This is a genomic window from Rhodoferax ferrireducens (genome assembly GCF_049302455.1).
In the GTDB taxonomy this organism is placed as follows: Bacteria; Pseudomonadota; Gammaproteobacteria; order Burkholderiales; family Burkholderiaceae_C; genus Rhodoferax; species Rhodoferax ferrireducens_B.
The window spans coordinates 1-25,341 of the sequence record NZ_JBAQMD010000113.1 but is presented as its reverse complement, the minus strand read 5'-3'; the positions used below and the strand labels follow the sequence as shown (position 1 = coordinate 25,341).

The following is a 25,341-nucleotide window of genomic DNA, read 5'->3' as shown; positions in this document are numbered from 1 at the left end:
GCTTGGACGTGTTTCAATCCGCGCCCGACATGAATGCCGGGCGATCCATTTCGTTTGTGCCATTTGCCACAGCTTCGTCACTGTTTCAATCCGCGCCCGACATGAATGCCGGGCGATCCGTTACAGTATCAGTCACTAACACAGTACCATGAGTTTCAATCCGCGCCCGACATGAATGCCGGGCGATCCCCCAGCAAGCTTGATCTCGATGTTGGCGGGCGTCATGTTTCAATCCGCGCCCGACATGAATGCCGGGCGATCCGCTTCGCCGCCAAAGGCTTGTCAGCAAAGGCATTTTTGGTGCATTCGCGCGAACCTCGTTGCTCCACAAGACTAACCCCGTGGATTTGCGTGGAGTGATTCTGGAAAATCATTTGAATCAATGGCTTGCGTAGCGCGCGAACCCTGTAGGGAGAAGTCAACCACTTGGGGTTCGCGGTATTGACCTTACCACAGGCCACACGTCTGCGAGCACTTCGGGGCGCAATCAAAGCACCAGTGGCCCATCAAAATCCACCGCCTTGAAGGCGCCGTGCTCAAGAACTTCAAACCCGCGGGTACCGGGTATGCGGTACAGGCGCAAGCAGTCTTGCTGCGCATCGATCTCTGCGAGCAATTCCCGTTCAAGTGCTTCAAATTGCGCAACGTCCAACTGGCACTCAAAAACCGATTTTTGTACCCGCTGCCCGGTACTTTCGCAAACTTTGGCAACCCTTCGCAAGCGCCGCCGTCCGGCCTTGGTTTCGGTACTCACGTCGTAGCAAACCAGTACCAGCATGGCTCAATCCTACTTGGCCACAAACGGCACATACGGTGCACCGTCATCGCGCAAAGCGCGCGCCATCAAACGTGCCTGCACCAGCGGCACCAGGCCCAAGGGGACAGACTGCGCCAGCAGCGGGTGATTGATCTCGTCGCGCTTGCGTTCTTGATACGCCACCACCACGGCCTTGCGCGCATCCGGCTCCAGTAACACGCCACCGCCTTCACGCAAAACAAAATCATCAGCCGTCAACTGACCCCGGTTGATGAGCGTCAGGGCCAAGCGATCAGCCCAGGGGCGAAACTCTTCCATCAAATCCAGCGCCAGTGCAGCGCGGCCCGGTCGCAAGGCATGCAAAAAACCCACTTGCGGGTCCAGCCCGGTTGCCTCCAGCGCGCTACGGCAGTCGTTCATCCACATGGAATACAAGAATGACAACATGGCATTGAAGCGGTCACGCGGCGGGCGACGCGTGCGCCCATCCATCTGGAAGACCGCGCGCGACTCAGGGCGCACCAGCAAATTGAGGCCAATGAAATATTGCCGCGCGGCCTCACCCTCTATGCCACGCAAGACGTCCAGACTGGTGGTCCCGGTGAGCGCGCGCAAACTGGCAGCCAGGTCGTCGGCCAGGCGGGCTAATACCTGGGCTTCGTCTTCTGACTTGGCTTCGCGGGCACCGCGCTGCAACACCTGCCGGGTGTTTTTGATCTTGCCCGCCACACAGGCGCGTGCCATGTCCAGCGTAAACGCGGGGTCTGCCACACGCCCAAACTGAGCTTGGCGCAGCAGGACATTGCCTGTGACTGCGCCCTCTAATCTTGCTTTGAAACGCCCATTGTCATCCAGCAACACCAGCGCAATACCGCCTTCAGCCAAGCGGTGCATGAGCGGTGCCGACAAGCCCGTGTGACCGAAACACACCACCGCGCTCAAGTGGTGCAGTGGCACACGTAGCCTGGTTTCTTGCTCCACCTCCACGCGCAGGGTGTCGTTGTCCAGCCGCAGATAAGTGTCTGCCGTGGTGACGTAGAGGGTGTTGAGGAGTTGCATGTGTATCGTCCCACTGGACTCTGTTGTCGTAACGTCTTACGCTTTGCGCGGTGATTTCAAGGCCTTCTTCGCAACCGGTGGCAGGTAATTGGCTCCTGTGACCACTGACTTGCCGGTCTGGCTTTCTAGCTGGTGGCGGGCTTGGGCGGCGATGCGGCCACCGGCCTTGGCCGCAATCTTGTTTTGCGGCATGCCGGTGGCATTCACGTTCTCGGCAATTTGGCGGGTGGACAACTCAGCCAAGGCTGTAAAAATGAGTTCCGCCTCGCTCATGTGGTCGCGCAGGTTGTGGCTGCTCAGGCCCTTCATATCTTTGTGCTCAGCCACGCTCACGCCCGACCATTCCTGGTGAATGATGTTGGTCAGAATGGCAAACTCACTGCCTTTCTTGACGTTGTGGCCGCTCCAATAATCGGTGAGCTTGTTGCGGGTTTCCTGCCCGGTCATGCGTTGCTGAATCCACTTGTCGCTTCGCCCATGCTGTTGCCAGGTCTGGCGGGCACGGTCCAGCGACAGCGCCGGGTCGGCCATCTCTTGCATGCGCTCATACCCGACCTTGGCAAGCCAGAGTTTGATGGGCTCTGCCTTGGGGCTGGGGACGGATTGCACCAGGCGCAGCAGGGTTTCGGCGGTGGCGACGTCGGTGAGGTAGTTTTTGCCGTCGGCGGCGGGCAATTTCAGTCGGTGACAGTTTGTCACCGACTCACTGCCTTCCTTGCTTAGGCGCTCTTTGAGCTTGTTCCAGTATTTGCGCGCCGTCTGGTAGTCGGCCTGTTGCGTGAGCACCTGTACAACGTCCACCACGGAAAACCACCAGGTTTCAGTGCCTTCGTCGTATATGCGACGGATGGACTGACCATCGAACTCGGTAGGCAAAATTTTCATTTTTTGGTCTTTCAAGATGTCCTGCCACGGGCCGCGAATCCTATGCGTCCGGGTCAAACAAGGCGGTACGAGCAGCGATCAGCCCTACATGCGTGGCTTGGGGCTGACAGATGTCCATTAGAGAGCACCCCCGACAACGTTGGGTTTCAGTCGTTGGGGGTGGTACTAATTGAGATCGGACACAAGCTCGCATTTCCTCAAGTGCTTTCTCCAACATCTTGCGTAATTCGGCATCTATGTGCACTTCGCGCCGGCGCTTGCTGGCAGCGTGAAAAATGGCGGCTGCTTTTATATCCACACTGAGCATCTCCTCCAGGCACATGGCCTGTGCCGCCAACTGCAAATCGTCGTTGATCCAGGCGCGACGCGGGCCGTGCTTGTACTCCACTGGGTAAACAGTACCGTCTTGCCAAAACTCCACCACATCGCATTTGCCAATCAAGCCCAAGCGTTCACTCCACACGGGTAGCGCATATTCCACCCGTGCACCACTGCGCGATGTGGTGTGGGCCACGCGATCCACACGCTCATGCTCAGCATTCCCGCGTTGCGTGTGCAGGTTTTCCTGAAACTCGGCTTCCACATAAATCAGGGCAAAACGACGGGGGCAGTAGACAAACTGATTGAGCGCGGAGATGTTGAGCGGTTCAATCTCCGCCTTGGGCGCATCCATGTTGCTCACACTGCCCGCCTGGCCTGTCAGGCCTTGATCAGCCGATTTTCAGAAAAATCCCAGCGCCAAAGCTCAACCCCTTTGGGCACACGATCCAGGTGCTGTGTCACGGCGTAATCTGCATAGCAGCGCGGAGTTTTGCCACTGCCTTTAAGCGCTGGAACGTCGATGATGCGGCCGAGATCAAGCAAGTGATGCGCTGGCGCACAACCCAACATAGCCTGCTTTTCACGCTGCACCAGATCGCTATCAGTTCCGACATGTTTGAAAACAAACAAATCACGGCAGGCCATCACACCCTTGGAAGCAGAACGGTCATGGTCAAACATGTTCGCCAGTGCTTCCCATAGCTCATTCAGGTCAGCATCGGTAAATTGTGTGCCTTGCGCTAGGTTGGCAGAAACAAAACCTTTGGTGGCATAGAGGCCGTAGGAGATGAGTGACTTGCGGCCCATGGTGCGAAGGCTGTCTTCCTCCTGTTTTTCTTCCCACGCAACGTAGTCCGCCACTGATTTGGCATCTTTCACCTTTTCTGCGACGGCCATGCGCGTGATTGCCGCCTCCATTGGAAAAATCGGATCGATGGAACGAGAGAACGCCACTTGCACAGGCCCACGTACCTGCCCAGCATTAGCACCGGTGGACATCACCGCACCAAACGCACGTACATCAAAGAACTGCTGGCACATCCAGTCGCGCGCCTTGCCTACTTGAGAACGATTACCACCACCTGCTGGTGCGCCGCCAGTAGCTTCGTGTGCCGCTGCAATAGGTCGATTCAAGTTGGTTGCGTGTTCAATAAAAATAGCGTAGCCACCGCCATTGCCGTGCTTCATCTGCACGTAGTTGCGCACACGGCGTTTGATGGCAACATCCGACACCAGACCATGCATATCTTCGGGATCAATGCGCGGGCTGTTACCGGCATCCGGGTCGCCATTGGGATTGCCATTTTCGCAATCGAAGAGGTAAAGAAATTCGTAGCGGTTTTTGATGGGTGTACTCATGCGGATTCTCCTTTTGTGTTGCTGTTGTTACTGTCCTTTTTTGGGGTGCGCAGGGCGGCCAATTGCTGGTAGTACCCCAACGCAAAAAGGCCTTGCCCCTCCAGGTTCAGGGTGCGCGGAAATTGGTCCCCCAACTGTTTCAAGACCTCGGCAATTTGCTGCTCATACCAATATGACAAGCCACCTTCGAGTTTGCCCAAATGGTTGCGCGAATTGCCGACCAAGCGACCAAAGGTAAGCCCCGGCGCGGTGCTGGCGGCGGCATAAAAACGCTGCACCACACCGGCCCCCACATCGCCGAGCGCATCACGCTGCAGCTTGGCGAGAATCGCCAGGAGGCGCCCGCAGTGATAAGCCGGGTCAGGATGATCCGGGTTGAGATAGGGTTGCATAAGCGCCTTTCCTTGAGGTTGACGAACAAAATAAGCTTTGATCAGGCCCATGCGGGCATGATTAAAAGTTTCATCTTTGACAATGGCAGAGCGAAAGCGGTCTAGCGCCTGCGCCATCAAAGGTTGGGGAATGGGCAGTTGTGCAACCGCCGCATGCCATAACACCGAAGTGGTGGACGCTGGCAGGTCTTTGAGTTCACGAACTAACGATCCACCCACAGCCAAAAATTTTGGATCAGGAGCCAAACGGTTCCCGCCCTCGCGGTGCACGATGGCCATATCGGAAAACCATGCCTCAATGTGCGAAACCAGTTGAACAAATTGACCATCCATCCAGTCCCGCACCATCACCCGCCCGGAGGCGCCTGAGAGCGTCATGGCGTAGTAGTGGTTGTTACCCAACGCGGAACGGTTCCCGCTGCGAATGGCATCAAGTAACTTGCGGGCTTGAGACAAGGCAGATGCAGTCTGCCCCTCGTCGGTCTCCATGCCAAAGAGCATGGAAAATGGGTCTTCTTCTGGGGGAATGTGTTCTTTGAACCAATACACCATCATGGCATTGGTGCGCCGCGAGGGGTTCTTGCCGGTGGCTTCTTTCTGCTGCCGAATGAGATGGTTTAACGCATCCACGTATTGCTGTGCAGGTGCTTCCCCCATGGCTGCGTTGGTAGATTTTTCAAGACCGTAGGATTGGAACGCAGCCTTGTCAAAGCCGACCATGACATCACCCATCGACAGACCACCAACACCTGACAGGCCCGAAATTTTGGGTTGTGTCAGAAGCGGTTCAACAGGTTCACCAGTCAGCAAACACAGCATGCTTCCCGCCGGAAGACTGTCACCAGTTTCGACACCACCGCCAAGGTCTTGGAGCCGCCAATCACGCCACCATTGCTGCACGCCCGTATCTTCACGCGGGTCAAATGCACCCACCTGCCAACTTACCCAGTCTGCTGGTTTGATGCGCTTTGCAACCATCATGGCGCGTATCTGATCCAAAGCAACTGGGTCACACAACAGTTTTGAAGGATGTGCCAAAACTGCCAGATCGGCTGCCGCTTGCGCTAGCATTTTTGAGTAGTACTGATGCCTGGCAGTAGCAGAGTCAACCTTGGCAGGCTCTTCGCCCTCTTTGAAGTGCAGTGCAATGGTCTGCGCGGATTCGACTAAAAAGTGCGCCTTACCACCGGAAACCATTCCATGCATGTCGGCACAACGTTCCAACATGACACCAGCTTTGCCGTCGCCAAGTGGCACGATGTTCAGCAATTGCCCTGCCTCGGAGAGTTGAATGCACCAGCGCACCTCTCTGGACTTAAAACCTGGTTCACCACCCAGTTTTGCGCCGTATTCCCGTAAAGCGTGCAGCATGGCTAAATCCTTCCCGGCTTGCGCACCGCGTCGCTGCCATACGCTGGTACATCCAATACGCCACTTTTTACGCACGCATCAAAGACCGAAATAAATGGTTTGCCATCCAGCCCAGGAGCCTCGTTGGCCAGGTCAAACACGTCATACAGCATCCAGCCCAGTTGTTGATCCATGGGTGCTCTTGCTGCACTTGGCGCACCGGGTTCGATGTATTCAAAAAATGCCGGGAATTCGCGGCATCCCAGATAGGGCTGCTGAAAACACTTGCCACCCTTGGCGCGTCGTTCAAAACAAGCGTTGAGCTTTGCCAACTGGTTTCGGTGGCTGGCTCGCGGCTCAATGCGGGCGGTAATTCGATAACGCACGTTTTTGAGGGCCATGGTCTGGCGCTGGGTGCGCCCGGTGGTTTCATCATCACCATCTGCCCACAATGGTTCGGGAGCTTCTTTGCCGGTCATCCATTTATTGAGTGTCACCGCGCCCGGCACAACACCCTTGACTTCATTGCGCCGCAGGGCGATGAAGCTGGGCATGGTCAGCACTTCAATGCGCGTGATTTGCCAGAAAAAATAGGGGCGAATGATGTCTCGCGTTTTCTTCCCCACCTTTTCCTGCTCACGCTTGCCATCCCAATAAATGGCATCAAAGACACCGCGTGCCGCTGAGGGCGTGATCACGGGGTAAGAAAAGCGCTCCACCTTCATCTCTGGTCTGGTGAAGCAGGCCAAGTCACCCCAAACTTCTAGGGTGTGGGTGTTGGGTGGATTGGGTTGGCTTGTGTTTGGCATGCGGGGAAACTCCTCCTTGAAAATGTGGGAATCAGGCGATCATGACCATTTGGTTTTGCGGCAACTGCAGGCCAAGGATGTCATCGTAGAACCGTTCATCCGGGTCTTCCAGGATGAACCACTCATCCGAACTACCACCCCGGCGGAATTGCGCCGCAATCAAGCAGCCCCAGGCGGGATGATCTGGTTTGGGTCGATAGATACTGACCGTGAGGGCCTGTGCTGCTTTCATCCATTGACCATCAATACCGCTGGAGGCGAGGTCGCGCAGCCGTTTGTATTCGGCCATGCATGGCTTCCACGGCACAACGATCTGAATGGCATCCTGGTTAATCAGTTGGTAGCGACGCGCAATTTCAGGAAAATCAAGGGCGGCAATGGCATTGGTCAAGTCAACATTTTGATCAACCGGGCGGCTCACACCGTAAAGTCTTTGGTAATAGCCACGAAATACGGTTGGATCATTGATGCTCAGATTGCCATCGTTTTCGCGTAGCAATGACGAGGTAACTTCCGCCGCCTGAAAGTAGGCAAAAGTTGGGAACATCCGTTTGCGTTCGCTTGTATCGAGTGCAGGCTCAAAAACCCGTACCTGTCCAAACTTGCCCAAGCTGTTAAGCCGCCCCTCACGATTGCAGCGACCTGCTGCCTGGGCAACAGCCTCAAGTGGGGCCATGGCTCTATAGACCAGGGGAAAGTCCAAATCAACACCCGCTTCTACACATTGCGTGGAAACCAGTCGACATGGTTGCGGAATGGCAGGGTCCAGACACTTACGCACCTGTTCCAGAACCTCACGACGATGTGCGGTGCAAAGGTTGGTCGAGAGGTGGCGCAGCCCTGCAATGCCAGCCATCGCTTTAAGCAGTGCATGGGCATGGCGCTTGAGGTTGAGCACGCACAACACTTGTGCCGCATCGTCAGCGCATAAGGTGTCAGCCAACGCCTGCCAGCTCAAAGATTCATCGGCTTTGGGCCATTGCACCTCAGCCCGTTTGAGGCGTGCAAACATGGCGGCATGACCCGGCACGATCTCGGTGGGTTGCCAGCCAGAGACGGCGTGCTTTTGAACGGCTGCATCCAGCGTGTCAAAAGCGGGTTGGGTGGCGGTTGCAAAAACAACGCTGTTGTTGTAGCCAGTGGCTAGATGCGATAGCGCAGCGAGTGTGGGCACAGCCAGATGCTGAGGCAAGCTCTGTGCTTCATCGAAAAGTATCACCGAGTCGCGCAGCCGATGCAGCTTGCGACAGGCGGAAGATCGGTTTGAGAACAACGATTCAAGCAACTGAACATTGGTGGTCAGAATGATCGGTGCATCCCAGTTTTCGGCATACAAACGACGTTGCCGCTCAGCGTCATCGCATTTGTGCGGGTCGGACTGTTCCACGCCAACACCCGCAAGGCTGTGGTGTTCGAGGATGAAAATTTCTGGATCATCGGAAAACACCGCTCGATAAATGCGCGCCGTCTGCTCGATGATGCTCAGGTAGGGCACGGCCAGCACCACACGTTTCAGTCCGTTCTGTTTGGCATGCGCCAAGGCAAATTGCAGCATGGCCAGTGTCTTGCCTGAGCCAGTAGGGGCCGTTAATGAGAAAACTCCGGTAGGCTTCATCGCCGCTTGGGTCACAGCATTCCAAAGCTCAGCACGGGTCTGCGCCACTGCGTCACTTGATTTGTCTTGTGAAGTTCCCGGGCGAACCGAGAGATTCATAAACTTATCGAGTGCCAGCACTGCAAGGGCTGCGTCCAACTGCAAACCCGTTTGCCGATAACTTTTCCCCTCTGATGTGCCATTGAAGTGCGCCTCAGTGTCGAGAAAATCCGCATCCACCAAACTGGAGAACAGCATCCGCACGTCAAGCATGCGGGCGATGGACTGCTGCCAGGCACCGGATTGCCCTAGTGGAATCATCGGCTTCGATGGCTGTTCAAACACCAGGCCATCGTCTTGTGCACGTTCAAACAAACGGTTCAGATTGGCATCTGTCAAACGAATATTCGGCCCCAGCGGCGATGCGCCTTTAAGTACCATGCCGAATCGCTGAGCCAGCGCGTCGGAAGCCGCCGCCTGCAAGCCAATGTGATGCCCTTCAATGGCCAGTGCAGCCGCCAGAGCACCATAAGGCTTCAAGGCCGCTACCGCGCCAGTGCTCCAGTGATCCAGCCCGGCTTCCTGGCCGCGCAACCGGGCTTGAAACAAGTCGCCATATTTGCCTAGGTCATGCATCAAGCCCGCTAGCCTTGCCTCGTCTTGCCAAGCTGTCCCTGCCGCGAATCTACCTGCCAAGGCTGCGACACAACCAAGATGTTCCTTGAGCAAATGCCGTTGCCCATGGTCGTTCTCGCTGTGAGCAAAGTGGGGAATCATTGCAGCAGTATGCGCGTGCACAGGCTCACCAGATGAACCCGTCCTGCTCTTTTCAAAAATATTTTTTTCCCATCTTCGCCACTTCAGCCTTCACGGCCTGGCGCAAGCTCGCCGGCCCCAGCACCTCGCAGTGCGCGCCGTGTTTGAGGATGTCCATGATCAGTTCGCGGTGGTCGGTGTAGGGAATGCGCAGCAGGTAGCCACCGTCGGCTTGGTGCTTGCCGTCTTGCTGCGGGTGCCACTGCTCTTGCGCCACCCAGCGGGCGCGCTCGGGCGTGAAGCGCAAGCGTGCCCAGCGCCGGGTGCCGCTGGAAAAAATGCCGTAGCCGGAGCCGAAAGTGGCATCAAGTTTGGCGTCGCTGACGTCGCGTGCCGGGCGGTCCAACAGTTGAACTTCGGCCATGGCATCGAGGGCAAAGTTGCGCAGACCTTGGCGCAGGTGGCACCAGGCGTCCAGGTACCAGTTGTCGCGGTAGTGCACCAGGCGCAGGGGCGACACCTCACGCGCGCTGGCTTCGCCGGTCCCGCGGGCGCAGTAGGCAATGTGCAGCCGCTTGCGCTGCGCCAGGGCGGTGGCCACGCGTTCAAAGTGACGCGGAGTGACACTGCGCTGCGCCAGGCCGATGATGCGAACGCGGCGGCGCAGTTGGGTGGCGTCTGCGTTGCCTTCGTGTCCCAACAGTGTGTTGAGACGGTCAATGAAGGGGGCGATGTGGGTATTGAGCAAGCCGCCCGTGTCCAGCCCCGACAACAAATGTTGCACGGTCAGCAGGGCATGAATTTCAGTGGCCGAGAACCACAGGCCCGGCAACTCGTGGGGGATGCCACTTTCACCATCGGCTTTTTCAAGGCTGTAGCCGCCGAGCTCGCGGCTGTAGGCGATGGGGTTGTTCAGTCGGGTGCTGAGGTAACTCAGGTCGCGCTTGAGCGTGGAGCGCGAGACTTCAAGTGCTGCCTGTAGTGTGGCAAAGCTGGCAACCGTCTGGCGACGCAGCAGCCCCAAGATCATGTAGAAACGTTCGGTCCGATCCATTGCAGCTCCCTGTGTGACAAGGTGCATTATGAAATCGAAACCGGTGCCTGCCCAATTGAGTTGGCCTACCAGGCGTCAATTGCCAACCCGCTCACCGGCGCCAACTCCCCCTGCATCTGCAGCCCGCGCAGCAGCCAGTGGCGGGTATCTGCCGGGTCAATCACGGCGTCAATCTCCAGCGTGGCGGCCATGTGGATGGCGCTGCCGTTGTCGTATTGTTTGGCCAGCAGTTGCTCGAACAAGGCCTCTCGCTGCGGCCCTTCAGGCAGCGCCTGCAGCTCCTTGCGGTAGCCCAGTCGCACGGCGCCCTCCAAACCCATGGCGCCAAATTCGCCACTCGGCCAGGCCATGGTCATCAGGGGCGAGTGAAAGCCGCCGGCCGTCATGGCCATGGCACCCAGGCCGTAGCCCTTGCGCAGCACCACGCTGAAAAACGGCACGCGCAGATGCGCGCAAGCAATAAACATGCGGCTCACATGGCGCACCTGCGCCTGGGCTTCCATGTCCGGCCCGACCATGAAGCCGGGTGTGTCCACCAGGCTGATCAGCGGCAAGCCGTGCGCGTTGCACAGTTGCATGAAGCGCGCCGCCTTGTCGGCTGCATCGGCGTCGATGGCGCCGCCCAGGTGGAGCGGGTTGTTGGCCAGGATGCCGACCGGGCGGCCCTCCATGCGCGCCAGCGCGGTGTGGAGCCCCAAGCCAAAGCCGCCGCGTAGAAACAGCACGCTGCCCTCATCAGCCATGCCGGTGATGGCGGCGCGCGTGTCATAGACGCGCAAGCGGTTTTCCGGCACCACATCGCGCAGCGCCTGCACGTCTGGCGCCTGCCATTCGTTTAAGCGGCCCTGAAAGAACGACAGGTAATGCCGCGCCGCCGCCACCGCCTGCGTCTCGTCCGCCACCAGAAGATCGATGACGCCACTGCCGTGCTGTACCTCACTGGGGCCAATCTGTTCCGGCGTGAAGACCCCCAGGCCGCCGCCCTCGACCATGGCCGGGCCGCCCATGCCGATGTTGCTGTTGTCGGTGGCGATGATCACGTCGCAGCAGCCCAGCAAAGCCGCGTTGCCGGCAAAGCAGCGTCCCGCCACGATGCCGACCACCGGCACCTGGCCATTCAGGCGCGCGAAGCTGGCAAAAGTGCCCACATGCAGCCCGGCCACGATCGGCATATCGACGTCGCCCGGCCTGCCACCGCCGCCTTCGGCAAACAGCAGCACGGGCAGCTTTTGTTGCAGGGCCAGCCCCAGCATGCGGTCGGTCTTCTGGTGGTTGCGCAGGCCTTGGGTGCCGGCCAGCACGGTGGCGTCGTAAGCCATCACCACCGCGCGGCTGCGCTCGGAGCCAAACAGCGTCTGGTTGACGCTGCCGATGCCGGTCACCATGCCGTCGGCGGGGGTGTTCTGGATCAGGTCTTGTTCGGAGCGACGGCGGCTCTGGGCCGCCACGGCAAAAGCGCCGTACTCGATGAAGGAGTCGGCATCACACAAATCGGCAATGTTCTCGCGCGCGCTGCGCTGGCCCAGCGCGTGGCGCTTGCTCATGGCCTCGGGGCGGTTGGCGTCGAGCGTGTCGGCCTGGCGATCCAGCACCCGTTGCAGGTCGGGGCGCACCGCAGCCGGCTTGTCCTGCGGTGCAGACATATAAGAAAAATCAGGCTCAAGCCCCCGTCCTACCTGTGTAAGCCGCTCTATATTGAGTAGCAAGTCGGCTTCTGCCACCAACTCGCCATTGGCAAAAAACAGCTCGCTCACGCGCCCGGCCTGGGGGGCCCGCAGCTCGTGCTCCATTTTCATGGCTTCCAGAATCACCAGCAGGTCACCGGCCTGGACGCTGTCACCAGGCTGCACCTGCCACTGGACGATCTGGGCCTGCAGGGGGGAACGAATTTCAGTCATGGCCGGATTTTGCGACGGCCATTGGGGTTGATCGGTCAAGCAGGTGACATCACTGTGGCAGCATTCCTTTTGCGCCTTGGCAAACGCAAGCGCCCGATGGACGCTAAAAATGGGCAACTGATTCACGGCAAATGACATGGCCATGGGACAAGCAGGACAAAAACCCGTTTTGACCGCCGATGATCACCTGGCGCGGGAGCCCGCGCAATTCGATCGCCATGAATATCTGGACGGCGAGCTGTAAAGACCGCACTGCCGTGCGCGACAATGGCCTGATGGACCACACCCCCTTGATTGAACTCGCCCGTGGCAGCACATTGGTGTGCCTGCAGGTCGGCGAGCGCCGACCGGTGTTCAGACCGCAGACGTCCTGAGCAAAAGGTCAGCATGACTTCGACAGTTTCCATGCGGCAGTCTCTCAAGACCCGAATCGCCTTGGGTATGTTGGTCATCTTTCTGCTCAGTCTGTGGTCGCTGTCGTTTTACACCAGTCGCATGCTGCGTGAGGACATGGAACGCTTGCTGGAACAGCTTCCGCTGCTGCAGCGCCATTTCAACGGTGGCGTTATCGCGTGTGGGCTTGATGGCAGCGCGATTGCCGATGTTCCACGCACTGCCGGTCGCATCGGCATCAATTACATGGACATTGACACCATCGCCGCCGCGCTCAAGGAGGGGAAATCGACGGTCGGTCGCCCGGTCATGGGCAAGAAGTTGCAGGCGCCGGTGTTCGGTATGACCGTGCCAGTGCGTGATGCACAAGGCACCGTGATTGGCGCCTTGTCGGGGGTGACCAACCTGGGCAAGCCCGGCCTTTTTGACATGATTGCAAAAAGCAGCTATGGCAAGATCGGCGGCTACATGCTGGTGGCGCCACAGTTCCGGCTGGTGGTGACTGCCACTGACAAACGCCGCGCCATGGAACTGCTGCCGGGCCCCGGCGTCGATGCACTGGTCGACCGTTTTGTTGGGGGCTATGAGGGCTCTGGTGTTGCTGGCAATCCCCATGGTGAAGAAGTACTGGCGTCGGCCCGGGGCGTGCCCATGGCGGGCTGGTACGTGGCGGCTGCTTTGCCGACCGCAGAAGCCTTCGCGCCGGTTGACGTCATGCAGCAGCGCATGCTGCTGGCCACTCTGGTGCTGACGCTGTTGGCCGGTGGTCTGACCTGGTGGCTGTTAAGACGCCAATTGGCCCCACTGCTGGCGGCCGCCCGGACGCTGGCCACGTTGTCGGATGGCAAGCAGCCCCTTCGGCCTTTGCCCATTGCGCGGGCGGATGAAATCGGCATGCTGGTCGGCGGATTCAACCACCTGCGGGAAACCCTGGCGTGGCGGGAATCGGATCTGCGCATCGCGGCCATCGCCTTCGAATGCCAGGAGGGCATGATCGTGACCGATGCCAACCAGGTTATCCTGCGCACAAACCAGAGCTTTACGCGAATCATGGGTTACACCAATGAGGCGGCCTGGGATACGGCGCGACGGTATGTCTCATGGCATGCAGAAGTCTGGCACCAGCGCAAGAACGGTGAGGTTTTTCCGCAATGGCTTACCAGCACGGCCGTCAGGGATGAGCATGGCGACATCACGCATTTCGTCGTCACCCATGTCGACATCTCCCGCCAGAAGCAACGGGAGGCAAAGCGCCTGGCCGATGAAGCGGCGCATCGCGACACGCTGGTGCGTGAAGTGCATCACCGCATCAAAAACAATTTGCAAGGCATCCCCGGCTTGCTGCGCCAGTTTGCCCAACATCACCCCGAGATGGCCGACCCGATTCAGCAGGCGATCGGCCAGGTGCAGGGCATCTCCGTCATCCACGGGCTGCAGGGGCGTGCCGTCACATCGTCGGTGAGAGCTGACTGGCGCCATTGCAGACGAGATTCAAAATCTGTGGCAAACGCCCGTAAACCTGGACATCCCTCTCGCGTGGATACCCTGCGTTATTGCCGAGAAAGAAGCGGTACCCATCGCACTGGTACTCAACGAACTGATTTTCAACGCCGTCAAACACGGGGGGCAAAACCCAAGGATATGTGAACATCACACTGCGAAAAGGTCTCCAGCCGAATGTGGTGTAAATCATGTTGCGGTTGATGTAGACGTTGCCGACGGGTCCCCTCGAACGACCAAGCTATCATCAAACGTTGTATTTCGGTGAGAGTCCACGACATGTTAAACAACACTTGTCGGCGTAATATCATTTGCAACACCATAACAATAAGATTGATGCCGCCCTGCTCGGTAAAATCGTGCTCGCCCGCTTTCTGGAATTGCCGCTGCGGGCTGTTGACCGTCTCGTGACCCGGGAGGAGTCCTCAACCGGGTTTGCCGCTCTGCGCCCCTGGGTCACTGTGAGTCAATTGGAAGGCGCGCAGGTGGTGCACGACACGTCCGCTTCCTCTCAAAACCAAACCTCCCCGGTTCTGGGGGTGATTCGCGAGGCAAGCCGGGGTCTGATGTTCCTCTACCACCGGGACAGCTACGCGCGGGAATACCGATTCGATGAGGAGGGGGTGAACCACCTGATGTCCCGCCCTGACTTCCCGGCGGAACTGGCGGGCGTATTGCGCAGGTTGCGCCTCATCAATACCCGGAACCGGCTCACCCACGCGCTGATGCAGGCCGTGCTGGCATCGCAAGCGGCGTATCTGCGTTCCGGGCAGGCCTTGGCGCTCCTGCCCCTGACCCAAGCGGAGATTTCCGCCCGGCTGCAGTCGGAGTCGAATCTTTCCGTGGTCGCGGATCCGGGCCGGGTTTCCCGGTTGGTGCGCGGATTGTCTATCGCGCTGCCGAACGGTAAAGCGGTGCCGTTGGGTGGACTTTTCCCGAAGCCGCGGCAGGTTCATTGCCATTTCGTGGAGCATGTGATCAAGAGGGAAAAGGAATGGATGGTCCAAGAGGTGTTGTGGGAGCCGCTGACGGACGAGGCCATCGCTGCCATCCTCAAGCGCGAATACGGCATACGCCTGTCGCGGCGCACGGTGGCCAACATCCGGCACGACTTGGCGATTCCCGATTGCCGGAGTCGCAGCCAGCGTATGAATTATCTGGCTGCGACCGAGGGGTTTTCCGCACTGGTACCGTTGACCCCTCAAGCACTGCGGACTGCGGTTCCGGCCCAGCCGGGGGTGTATGAAATCCGGGCGACTTTGGGCTCGCCCGTGAGTGAAGCAAAAGAGGGATGGCTTGAGAAAAACGCGCCGCCGGGGGCGCACAGCGTCGTGTATATTGGTTCAACCGGGGATTTGCGCAAGCGCTTGGGGGATCACCTGCGTGGCAGTAGCGATAACGTGTTACTTCATAACCACATCGCAGACGGTGCCGCGCGGGTGCGATTTCGCCTGCTCAGCGAAGGATGGCGCTGGGCGGAGCGGGAACTGTATCAGGTGTTTTTCGAAACTTTCGGCACGCCGCCGCTGTGCAATCGCATGAGCCCGTGAGAATTGGAAAGCGGCAAATGGGGGCGCCCCAGAGTCTGGGGCAAAATATAAACACGAATCAATAGGGATTGGGCATATCGTGGAACAAATATTGCGCAAGCAAGCAAGCAAGCAAGCAAGCCTGACGTCCCCCTCGCCGTCTGCGGCCCCATAACGGGAGCCGGACTATGAAGAATTTCTCGGACGAGGCCGTCGCCGCGCTGGCCCGTGCGATCGGGATCGACGCGCAAGAGATCACCCGGCGCAAGGCATTCCTGGAGTTCGACGAAACCGATGTCAGCTTGCTCACGGAGTTGCGCGCGCATCTGCAAGATGTGTCGCAGCACTTCGTGAACGACTTTTACACCCATCTCATCAAGTTCGAGGAAACCCGCCGCTTCATCCCGGATGCACCCTCCCTTGAACGCCTGAAGCGGACCCAGGCGGCCTACTTCGACAGTCTGACCGCGGGCGACTACGGCCCCGAATACATTCTCCACCGCCTGCGCGTAGGCGTCGTCCACCAGCACATCGGGCTCGAACCCAAGTGGTACATCGGCTCCTATAACAAGTACCTCGTTGGGCTGCTGCCCGAGTTGTGGCGCTTGCTTGGCGACGACCCGGACAAATTTCTCGCCACCTACCACGCGCTTCAGAAGATCGCGTTCCTGGACATGGGGCTTGCCCTCGACACCTATATGCAGGCCAACCGGCATACTACTCTTGGCCTTAAGCGCTACGCCGAGAACATCATTGCGAGCCTTCCTGCGGGGCTGATCGTGGTGAACGACACCCTCAAGGTGCGCAGTGTCAACCGCTCCTTCCGCGAGATGTTCGGACTGGAAAACGGAGAAGACGTTTTCGGGCGCGAACTCGCAGACATCCTGCCGCTACCCGATCTGCGCCAGCAGGCGCAAACCGTCCTCGCCAGCGGGATGGCCTTGCGCGGCATTGACGTCGCGCTGGACGAAAAATGGCTGCGCCTCACCATCACTGGAATCCAACTTGCAGAAGAAGAAGAAGAAGAAGAAGAATTGCTGGTAGTCGTGGAGGACATCACCGAGCTTAAAGCCCAGGCGGCTCATATTGAGCAACTCGCCTTTTATGATCACCTGACCGGCCTGCCCAACCGGCGACTGCTGCATGACCGGTTGCAACAGGCGCTGTCAGTGAGCACGCGCGACCATCTTTATGGCGCCGTGCTGATGCTCGATCTGGACAATTTCAAGCGCATCAACGATACCCGTGGTCACGATGTTGGCGACCGCCTGCTGGCAGAAGTTGCACTGCGTATCCAGTCCTGCGTTCGCCTGACCGACACGGTCGCCCGTCTGGGTGGCGACGAGTTCATCGTCATGCTGGTTGATTTGAGCCCGGATGAAGCGCAGGCCTCACTGCATGCGGAGGGAGTCGGCAAAAAAATCCTGGCAGCCATCAACCAGCCTTGCATGCTGGCAAACCAGCTTCACCACAGTTCCGCCAGCATGGGGCTGTGCCTGTTTCTGGGTCAAAACGCCACCCTCGATGAGCTGCTCAAACGCGTTGACAACGCCATGTACCAGGCCAAGAGCAGCGGGCGCAATGCCCTGCGCTTTTACGACCCGCAAATACAGGCATCACTGGAAACACGCATTGCACTGGAGTCCGAACTGCGTAACGCCCTGCCGGGCCATCAGCTCAAGCTGTATTACCAGATACAGGTGGACAACACGCAGGGTGTACTGGGCGCCGAAGTGTTGCTGCGCTGGGAGCACCCCCAACACGGCATGGTGTTACCCGACCAGTTCATTCCAATTGCTGAAGAATCAGGGCTCATCCTGCCGATTGGCGAATGGGTATTGCGCACAGCGTGTGAGCAACTCAAGGTATGGGCGGCCAACTCGCTTACAGAAAACTTTCTACTCTCGGTCAACGTCAGTGCCCGCCAGTTTCGTCAGCCTGACTTCGTTGCTGTAGTAGGCAAAATATTGGCGCAAACCGGAGTCAACCCGCAAAGGCTCAAGCTGGAGCTGACCGAGAGCCTGGTGCTGCACAACATTGTTGACACCATCGACAAGATGAAGGCCTTGAACCGGCAGGGCATCCACTTTTCGATGGATGACTTTGGCACCGGGTATTCCTCGCTGTCCCAGCTGACCAGTCTGCCCATTCAGCAACTCAAAATCGACAAGAGCTTTGTGCGCAACATGGGCGGCAACCACAAGGACGCTGTCGTAGTGCAAACCATCATCGGCATGGCCCACAACCTCGGGGTGGCCGTGATCGCCGAGGGCGTGGAAACCGAAGAGCAGCGCGCCTGCCTTGAGCGGTTTGGCTGCCCAACCTACCAGGGCTATCTGTTCGGCAAGCCAATGCCCTTGCGCGAATTTGAAAAACTGGCCCTGCAGGTCAGTACGGCCCGCGCCACTACTAAACCACTAATTTTTATACAGGCGACACCTTGAACAATTTGAAGATTTCCACGCGCCTGATTCTGCTGATCAGCCTGCTCTCGGCCATGCTGATCGGCATTGGCGCCATCGGCCTGTTTGGCATTGTCCAGGCCAATGAGTCCCTGCGTTCAATCTACGAAGAGCGTCTGGTACCCACAACGCAGATTTCCGACATTCAGAAACTGCTGCTGCGTAACCGCCTGGCCATTGCGGTCTCGCTGGTCACGCCCACGCCCGAAGTCATCAACCCGGCCGCCGCCGAGGTCGAGGCCAATATCGCCGCCATCGGCAAGGTCTGGGACGCCTACATGGCCACTACCTTGCCGCCGGCTGAAGCGGCCCTGGCCAAGAAATTCGGCGAGGACCGCAGCCGCTTTGTGCAGGAGGGCCTGCGCCCGGTGATCGTGGCCCTGCGCGCCAATGAGATCGACGAAGCCAGGCGGCTGGTGGTGGAGCAGATTCGCCCGCTCTACGCCCCGGTGGGCGCTGGCATTGAAGCTTTGATGAAATTCCAGCTCGACGACGCCAAGCATGACTATGTTGCCGCGCTGGCCCGCTACGAGACCATCCGCGCGGTGGCCATCGGCGCCATCGTGCTCGGCGTGCTGCTGGCCGCGCTGTTTGGTGCGGCCCTGATCCGCAGCACCACGCGCTCGCTGCGCCATGCGGTTGATATCTCCAACGGCATCGCCCAGGGCGAGCTCAACCAGACCATCACGCCCGACGGCAAAGATGAAGTCGCCCAGGTGCTCATTGCACTGGCCCAGATGCAGACCAACCTGGCCCAGGTGGTGTCCGACGTGCGCAACGGCTCCGAAGGTGTGGCCACCGCCAGCGCCCAGATCGCCGCGGGCAACCACGACCTGTCAAGCCGCACCGAGCAGCAGGCGAGCGCGCTGGAAGAAACAGCCGCCTCAATGGAGGAACTGAGCTCCACCGTCAAACAAAACGCCGACAACGCGCGCCAGGCCAACCAACTGGCCGTGAGCGCGAGCAGCGTGGCGGTGCAGGGCGGCGAAGTGGTGGCTAAGGTGGTGGACACCATGAAGGGCATCAACGATTCGAGCAAGAAGATCTCCGACATCATCAGTGTGATCGACGGCATCGCCTTTCAGACCAACATTCTGGCGCTCAATGCCGCCGTGGAAGCCGCGCGCGCGGGTGAGCAAGGGCGCGGTTTTGCCGTGGTGGCGAGTGAAGTACGCAATCTGGCCGGGCGTTCTGCCGAGGCGGCCAAAGAAATCAAGCGCCTGATCAGCGCCAGCGTCGAACAAGTGGAGCAAGGCACGGTACTGGTGGACCAGGCCGGCGTGACCATGGGTGAGGTGGTGGGAGGCATCAAGCGCGTGACCGACCTGATGGGCGAGATCAGCGCTGCCAGTCATGAGCAAAGCCAGGGCGTTTCGCAAGTGGGCGAAGCGGTCATGCAGATGGATCAGGTGACGCAGCAAAACGCCGCCTTGGTGGAAGAAATGGCGGCGGCTGCCAGCAGCCTCAAAGCCCAGGCGCAAGAACTGGTGGGGACCGTGGCGGTGTTCAAGCTGGCGGCGGGCAGCGCCAGCCCACAACGCGTGGCCCCACCGGCTGCGGTGACCCGCCCCGTGGCGCGCGCCAGCGCCCCGAGGCCTTTGCCCGTCAAGGGCGTTGAAAAACGCACAACCCCTGCCCTCAGTCGCCCCGTCAGTATGGCGCAGACACCCATGCGTCCACCCACTCCGAGACTGACCAGCGAGCGCGCTGCAGTGGCGAACGACGATGAATGGACCAGCTTTTAGGCACCACCTGTTTCGCACTGGCAACCAGAGTTATAAAAAAGGACGATCCGCATGAGAACCAATCTGCCCGTGACCCAGAACGAGTACCAGTTTCCCGAGAGCGAAACCTTGCTCTCGACCACCGATACCGCCAGCCATATCAGCTACGCCAACGCCGCCTTCATCCGGACCTGCGGTTATGACGCCGACGAGTTGATGGGGCAGCCGCACAATCTGGTGCGACACCCGGACATGCCGGTCGAGGCCTTTGCCGACATGTGGCGCAGCCTGCAAGACGGCCAGTCCTGGACGGCACTGGTCAAGAACCGCCGCAAGGATGGCGACCACTACTGGGTGCGCGCCAATGCCGCACCGATGCGCCGCAATGGCCAACTTGTGGGCTATCTGTCAGTGCGTACCAAACCGTCGCGCGCTGAAGTCGAGGCAACTGACGCCCTGTACCGTCGCTTCAAGGAAGGGCGCGCAGCAGGACTCGCGTTCCATCGCGGCCTGCTCATTCATACCGGCGTCATGCGCTGGGCCAGTGCGCTGCAGCTGCTGCCCTCGGCCTGGCGCGTGCGTCTGCCCCTGCTGGGCGTGGGCGCCGCACTGGGCGGGGCCTTGTCGGTTTCGGGGCTGGCCGGGACCGCCTTGGCGGGCATGGGCGCGGCCGTGGCGGGCAGCCTGCTGCTGGCGGGCTGGTTCATTGAGGCCCAAGTGACATCGCCCTTGAAGAAAATCCTGGGCGTGGCGCAGCAAGTGGCCAGCGGTGAAGCGGGCGAAGATCTGCTTTTGGACCGCTGTGACGAAATTGGCCTGATTTCACGCGCCATCAACCAGGCCGGGCTGAATTTGCAGTCGCTGGTGGCCGACGTGTATGAGCAGGTGTCGGGAGTGCAGGTGGCCAGCCAGCAGATTGCCGCCGCCAACAGTGACTTGTCGAGCCGCACCGAACAAACGGCGTCGAGCCTGGAAGAGACCGCCGCCGCCATGGAGCAGCAAACGGCGTCCGTCCGCCAGAACGCCGACACGGCGCAACAGGCCAGTCAGCTGGCCCATGTCACCACCGAAATCGCGGCCAAGGGAGGCGAGGCGGTGGACAACGTCGTGTCCACCATGGCGCTGATCTCGGATTCGAGTCGCAGAATAGCCAGCATCATCAGCGTGATTGACGGCATTGCCTTCCAAACCAATATCCTGGCCCTGAACGCGGCGGTAGAGGCCGCGCGGGCCGGCGAGCAGGGGCGCGGCTTTGCCGTGGTGGCCAGCGAGGTGCGCAGTCTGGCCGGGCGCTCGGCGGCGGCGGCCAGGGAAATCAAGGGCCTGATTGATGACTCCGTCGACAAGGTCGAAAGCGGCTCCCGCCTGGTGGCCGATGCCGGCCAGACCATGACCGAAGTGGTGAGCCAGGTCAAGCGCGTCAACGATTTGATTGCGGAAATTACCGCCGCCTCCAAGGAGCAAACCATTGGCATCTCCCAGGTTGGCCAGGCTGTGGCCCAGCTTGACGAGATGACCCAGCAAAACGCCGCCATGGTGGAGCAAAGCAGTGCGGCCGCCAACAGCATGAGCGATCAGGCGCGCCGCCTGGTGGAGGCCGTGAAGGTGTTTTCGGTTTAGAAACCATGCAGCATAAACATTCGCATCCTTATCAAAACGCCGCAGGCTGGACCCTGCTGGCACTGGCAATGCCGCTGCTGTGGTGGGTGTCCCACCCGGCCCGGCAGATCGTGATCGAGCCGGTGACGTTTGTGTTCTGGCACACCGTCGCCGAATTGTTCGCGGTGGTGGTGTCCATGCTGGTGTTTATCACCGGCTACCGCGCCATTTTGTCGGTGCGCAAAGGCGCCGTGGTGCTGCTGGGGGTGGCGTTTTTGGGCGTGGGCCTGCTCGATTTTCTGCACACCATGAGCTATGTCGGCATGCCGGCTGCCGTGACCGCCAACACCCCCCACAAGTCCATTTTCTTCTGGCTGGCCGCGCGCCTGCTGGCCGCCACGGCCCTGCTGGTGTATGCCTTGCTGCCAACCGTGCCAACCGTCACCCTGCGAAGAAAACGTCTCGCCCTGGTCTTGACGTGGGCGGCGGTCGGTCTCCTGGGCTATATCGGGCTACTCTGGCCCGAGCGCGTGCCGGCCCTGTTTGTCCAGGGACTGGGCCTGACGCCCTTGAAGATCGGCCTGGAATGGCTGACCATCGCCATCAACTTGCTGACCCTGGGGGTGCTCTGGCGTCGCCGCGCGGAGCTGATCACTGAATGTGTCATGGCCCTTGGCTTTGCCGTGGCCTTGTCAGCCGTGTCTGAACTGTTTTTCACGATGCTGGGGGTGATCGACAAAGATGGCGCCAATATGCTGGGGCACTTTTACAAGGCGGCTGCCTATCTGTATTTGTTCCACGCCACCTTCAACGAGGCGCTGCGTCGGCCGCTGGAGCGGATGGAGGTGCAGCATCTGCGCGAGAAAGTGACCCTGTCGGCGGCGCCCGATGGCGTTCTATGGGTTGACGACAACGGACGCATCCTGATGGCCAATCCCGCCATGGAAACACTCACAGGCTACGCCGTGAACGAGTTGGTGGGCCAAACCGTGGACATTTTTTTGCCGGCGCATCTGCGGGCGCGCCACGCGCAGTCGATGCGGGATTATTTCGTGAACCCCCATGACCGCGCCATGGGCTTGATGGATCTGAAGCTGCTGCGCCGCGATGGCCAGATGCTGCCGGTGGACATCTCGCTCGGACACTGGGACGACGAGGGAACGCCCCATGCCATTGCCTATATCCGTGACCTGACCGAGCGCAAGAAATTTGAAGAATCGCTGCGGCACCAGGCCACCCACGATGAACTCACCGGCCTGCCGAACCGCTGGTTGTTTCGCCTGCAACTGAACCAGGCGCTGGCGCGCTCGGGGCGTGCCGGTCAGCGCGTGGCGGTGCTGTTTCTTGATCTGGACTATTTCAAAACAGTGAACGACAGCTTTGGCCACGCCACCGGGGACGCCCTGCTGGTGCAAGTCGGCACCCGCATCCGCAGCATCTTGCGCGAAAACGACCTGCTGGCGCGCCTGGGCGGTGACGAGTTCGCCATTTTGCTCACCGATCTGACGGATGTGGATGAGGCGGTGAGTGTGGCCAGCAAGCTCCTGACGTCGCTGCAGGCCTCCTACCGCCTGCAGGATCAGGACATCTATTCCAGCGGCAGTCTGGGCGTGGCTTTTTACCCGGACGATGCCCAGGACAGTGACGCCCTGCTGCGCTACGCGGATATCGCCATGTACCAGGCCAAGCAGGCCGGGCGCGGTGCCTATGCCTGCTATTCCAAGGAGATGGACCGGCGCGTGCACGAAGACATGCGGCTGCATACGCGGTTGAAAGAAGCCCTGGCCCAAGGGATTCTGCAACTGCATTACCAACCGCAGGTGGACGTCGAAAGTGGTGAGATTGTCGGCGCCGAGGCCCTGCTGCGTTGGCGCGACCCGGAGTTGGGCGATGTGTCGCCGGCGCGGTTTATTCCGGTCGCCGAGGCCACCGGCCTGATTTTGCCCTTGTCGGACTGGGTGCTGGAGACGGCGTGCGCGCAAATTGCCGCCTGGGCACAGGCCGGCACGCCCTTGCGGGTGGCGGTCAATGTGTCGGCACAGCAATTTCGCCAGCGCGATCTGCCGCAGAAGGTGCGTGCCGCCCTGCAGCGCACCGGCGCGCGGGCCCGGTGGCTGGACATTGAAATTACCGAGTCGGTGGCGATGACGCAGCCCGAGCAGGCGCGCGAACAGCTCAATGCCCTGGTGGCGTTGGGCTGCAGCGTGGCACTGGATGACTTTGGTACCGGCTATTCGTCGCTCGCTTATCTCAAGACCCTGCCGGTGAGCAAGCTCAAAATTGACAAGAGCTTCATGGACGGCATTCCCGACGACGCCAATGACGCCGCCATTTCTCGCGCCATCATCGCCTTGGCCCACAGCCTGGGGCTGACACTGGTGGCCGAGGGTGTAGAAACCGAGGCCCAGCTGGGCTTCTTGCGCCAGTTCGGTTGCCAGGCGTACCAGGGCTGGCTGTTTGCCAAAGCGATGCCCGCGCCAGAGCTGACGCAGCGGTTGCGTGCTGCATCGCTTCTCAGCGCGGACTCAAACAGCGCGAGGACAGGCCTGATGCCGCTTTGAGCAGCGCTCCAGGCTGACCGGTTTGTTTTCAGGACGAGGCGGCTTGCGCGTGGCTGGCCGACTTGGGTGTCGGCATGGCGCCAAACTGGATCTCTCCGGTGAGTTGGCCGCCCTCTTCAATCACCACTTTGCCGTAGCGGATCTTGCCGGTGACTTTGCCGGTGGCATAGATCGTCAACTTCTGGCGCACCGTCAGGTTGCCATCAAACTGGCCGTGAATCTCGGCCATGTCGATCTCGGCCGAGCCCTTGAAGGCGCCGCGCTCCGAAATTTCAATCACGCGTGAATCCATGGTCGCCTCGACCAGGCCTTCAACCACCAGCGTATCGCAATCGGTGATTTCAACGCCTTTGAGTTTGATGTTGGGCCCCACGGTCAGTTTGCTGCCGCTTTGGGGTGCGGCTGGCGCCGCCGCTGGTGTGGTGTTGACGGATTGCGCGGAATTCAGTGCGTTTGACTGCTGCGTGGTGGTCGTGCCCGATGAGCCATAACTGCTGGCGTTCGACACTGAAGTGCTCGGGCGCGCGGGTGAAGTTTCAGGTTCGCGTTTATTGAAAAAGTGAGGGGACATGGCCATGTGGTTTTCCTTGAAAAAAGCCATGGTAGCGGCGCCACGTTGAAAAGTCGCCACCGATTTTGCAAGATCGGTAACAGAATGAATATCGTCAGTCGCGCCGGTACACCTGATCCGCGTAGTCACGCAGCATGCGGGTGGCCGAGAAGCGCGGGCCGTTGGTGAGCAGGCTGCGCCGCATCATGGTCACCCAGCGCTGCGGCACGCCTTGCGCATCGCGCTCATGAAACATCGGCACCACCTCCTGCTCCAGCAGGTCAAACAGGGCGCGCGCATCGCGCTGGTCTTGCGCCTGGGTGTCGGCGTCCACGTCGCCATTGATGGCCCAGCCGTTGCTGCCGTCAAAGGCCTCGGCCCACCAGCCGTCCAGCACCGAGAGTTGCAGGCCGCCGCCCAGACAGGATTTCATGCCGCTGGTGCCGCTGGCTTCATTCGGCGGCCGGGGCAGATTGACCCACACATCGCAGCCCGCCACCAACTGGGCCGCCAGCGTCAGGTCGTAGTCCTCCAGAAAGGCGGCGCGCCCGGCCACGCTGGGTGCGCTCTTGAGGGCAAACACCTGGCGCACCACGTCCTTGGCGGCAAGATCGTCGGGATGGGCTTTGCCGGCAAACACAAATTGCACCGGCTGCGTGCCGCCGATCAGCGCCAGCGCGCGCTGCGGCAACAACGCCACCAGGTGCAGGCGCTTGTAGGTGGCGAGCCGCCGGGCAAAGCCGATGGTCAGGCGCATCGGGTCGAAGCCGCTGCCGATCGCCTCGGCGT

The 25,341-nt window shown here is 60.0% G+C and carries 19 protein-coding genes; 7 read left to right on the top strand and 12 right to left on the bottom strand.

The features are described from left to right. Positions 1-487 precede the first annotated feature (487 nt). From cas2 to WA157_RS18395, 10 genes are all read right to left on the bottom strand, one after another. A complete protein-coding gene (gene cas2 / locus WA157_RS18440; protein WP_422622364.1) occupies positions 488-778 on the bottom strand; it encodes a CRISPR-associated endonuclease Cas2 in 291 nt (96 codons plus the stop codon). A 9-nt stretch (positions 779-787) separates the two neighbouring features. Beyond that, positions 788-1,816: a type I-C CRISPR-associated endonuclease Cas1c gene (gene cas1c / locus WA157_RS18435; RefSeq protein ID WP_422622363.1), complete on the bottom strand. Its 1,029-nt coding sequence runs from the start codon at positions 1,814-1,816 to the stop codon at positions 788-790. A 36-nt stretch (positions 1,817-1,852) separates the two neighbouring features. Further along, a complete protein-coding gene (locus WA157_RS18430; RefSeq protein ID WP_422622362.1) occupies positions 1,853-2,701 on the bottom strand; it encodes a Bro-N domain-containing protein in 849 nt (282 codons plus the stop codon). Between the two features lie 40 nt (positions 2,702-2,741). Continuing rightward, entirely contained in the window at positions 2,742-3,374 is a 633-nt protein-coding gene (gene cas4 / locus WA157_RS18425; RefSeq protein WP_422622361.1) for a CRISPR-associated protein Cas4, read from the bottom strand. 26 nt (positions 3,375-3,400) lie between these two features. Continuing rightward, positions 3,401-4,381 carry a type I-C CRISPR-associated protein Cas7/Csd2 gene (gene cas7c, locus WA157_RS18420; protein ID WP_422622360.1) on the bottom strand — a complete coding sequence of 327 codons (981 nt, stop codon included), beginning with the start codon at positions 4,379-4,381 and terminating at the stop codon, positions 3,401-3,403. Next, a complete protein-coding gene (gene cas8c, locus WA157_RS18415) occupies positions 4,378-6,144 on the bottom strand; it encodes a type I-C CRISPR-associated protein Cas8c/Csd1 (protein ID WP_422622359.1) in 1,767 nt (588 codons plus the stop codon). The genes cas7c and cas8c overlap by 4 nt, the downstream gene beginning before the upstream one ends. A gap of 2 nt (positions 6,145-6,146) precedes the next feature. Further along, positions 6,147-6,932: a CRISPR-associated protein Cas5 gene (gene cas5 / locus WA157_RS18410; RefSeq protein ID WP_422622358.1), complete on the bottom strand. Its 786-nt coding sequence runs from the start codon at positions 6,930-6,932 to the stop codon at positions 6,147-6,149. Positions 6,933-6,963: 31 nt separating this feature from the next. Beyond that, complete coding sequence (locus tag WA157_RS18405) at positions 6,964-9,303, bottom strand: CRISPR-associated endonuclease Cas3'' (RefSeq protein ID WP_422622357.1); 2,340 nt, start codon at positions 9,301-9,303, stop codon at positions 6,964-6,966. Between the two features lie 52 nt (positions 9,304-9,355). Continuing rightward, positions 9,356-10,336, bottom strand: coding sequence for a helix-turn-helix transcriptional regulator (locus WA157_RS18400; RefSeq protein ID WP_422622356.1), 981 nt, complete (start codon positions 10,334-10,336; stop codon positions 9,356-9,358). A 65-nt stretch (positions 10,337-10,401) separates the two neighbouring features. Further along, positions 10,402-12,186: a carboxyl transferase domain-containing protein gene (locus WA157_RS18395; protein WP_422622365.1), complete on the bottom strand. Its 1,785-nt coding sequence runs from the start codon at positions 12,184-12,186 to the stop codon at positions 10,402-10,404. Between the two features lie 266 nt (positions 12,187-12,452). Here WA157_RS18395 and WA157_RS18390 point away from each other — a divergent pair, with 266 nt between their 5' ends. From WA157_RS18390 to WA157_RS18360, 7 genes are all read left to right on the top strand, one after another. Beyond that, entirely contained in the window at positions 12,453-12,608 is a 156-nt protein-coding gene (locus WA157_RS18390) for a hypothetical protein (protein WP_422622355.1), read from the top strand. A 13-nt stretch (positions 12,609-12,621) separates the two neighbouring features. Continuing rightward, positions 12,622-14,274, top strand: a complete 1,653-nt coding sequence (locus tag WA157_RS18385; RefSeq protein ID WP_422622354.1) for a PAS domain-containing protein — start codon at positions 12,622-12,624, stop codon at positions 14,272-14,274. A gap of 164 nt (positions 14,275-14,438) precedes the next feature. Then, positions 14,439-15,677: a hypothetical protein gene (locus WA157_RS18380; protein WP_422622353.1), complete on the top strand. Its 1,239-nt coding sequence runs from the start codon at positions 14,439-14,441 to the stop codon at positions 15,675-15,677. Between the two features lie 167 nt (positions 15,678-15,844). Continuing rightward, a complete protein-coding gene (locus WA157_RS18375; protein WP_422622352.1) occupies positions 15,845-18,100 on the top strand; it encodes an EAL domain-containing protein in 2,256 nt (751 codons plus the stop codon). After that, positions 18,097-19,863: a methyl-accepting chemotaxis protein gene (locus WA157_RS18370; RefSeq protein WP_422622351.1), complete on the top strand. Its 1,767-nt coding sequence runs from the start codon at positions 18,097-18,099 to the stop codon at positions 19,861-19,863. Before WA157_RS18375 ends, WA157_RS18370 begins: the two co-directional genes overlap by 4 nt. Before the next feature lie 51 nt (positions 19,864-19,914). After that, positions 19,915-21,462, top strand: coding sequence for a methyl-accepting chemotaxis protein (locus WA157_RS18365; RefSeq protein ID WP_422622350.1), 1,548 nt, complete (start codon positions 19,915-19,917; stop codon positions 21,460-21,462). Between the two features lie 5 nt (positions 21,463-21,467). After that, entirely contained in the window at positions 21,468-24,002 is a 2,535-nt protein-coding gene (locus tag WA157_RS18360) for a putative bifunctional diguanylate cyclase/phosphodiesterase (RefSeq protein ID WP_422622349.1), read from the top strand. A 28-nt stretch (positions 24,003-24,030) separates the two neighbouring features. On the opposite strand, the gene WA157_RS18355 is transcribed toward WA157_RS18360, so the two are convergent. Further along, positions 24,031-24,579 (bottom strand): bactofilin family protein, encoded by a 549-nt coding sequence (locus WA157_RS18355; RefSeq protein ID WP_422622348.1) that lies wholly within the window; start codon positions 24,577-24,579, stop codon positions 24,031-24,033. 88 nt (positions 24,580-24,667) lie between these two features. Further along, positions 24,668-25,341: alpha-glucan family phosphorylase (gene glgP / locus WA157_RS18350; RefSeq protein ID WP_422622347.1), on the bottom strand; the 674-nt coding region annotated here is incomplete at its 5' end.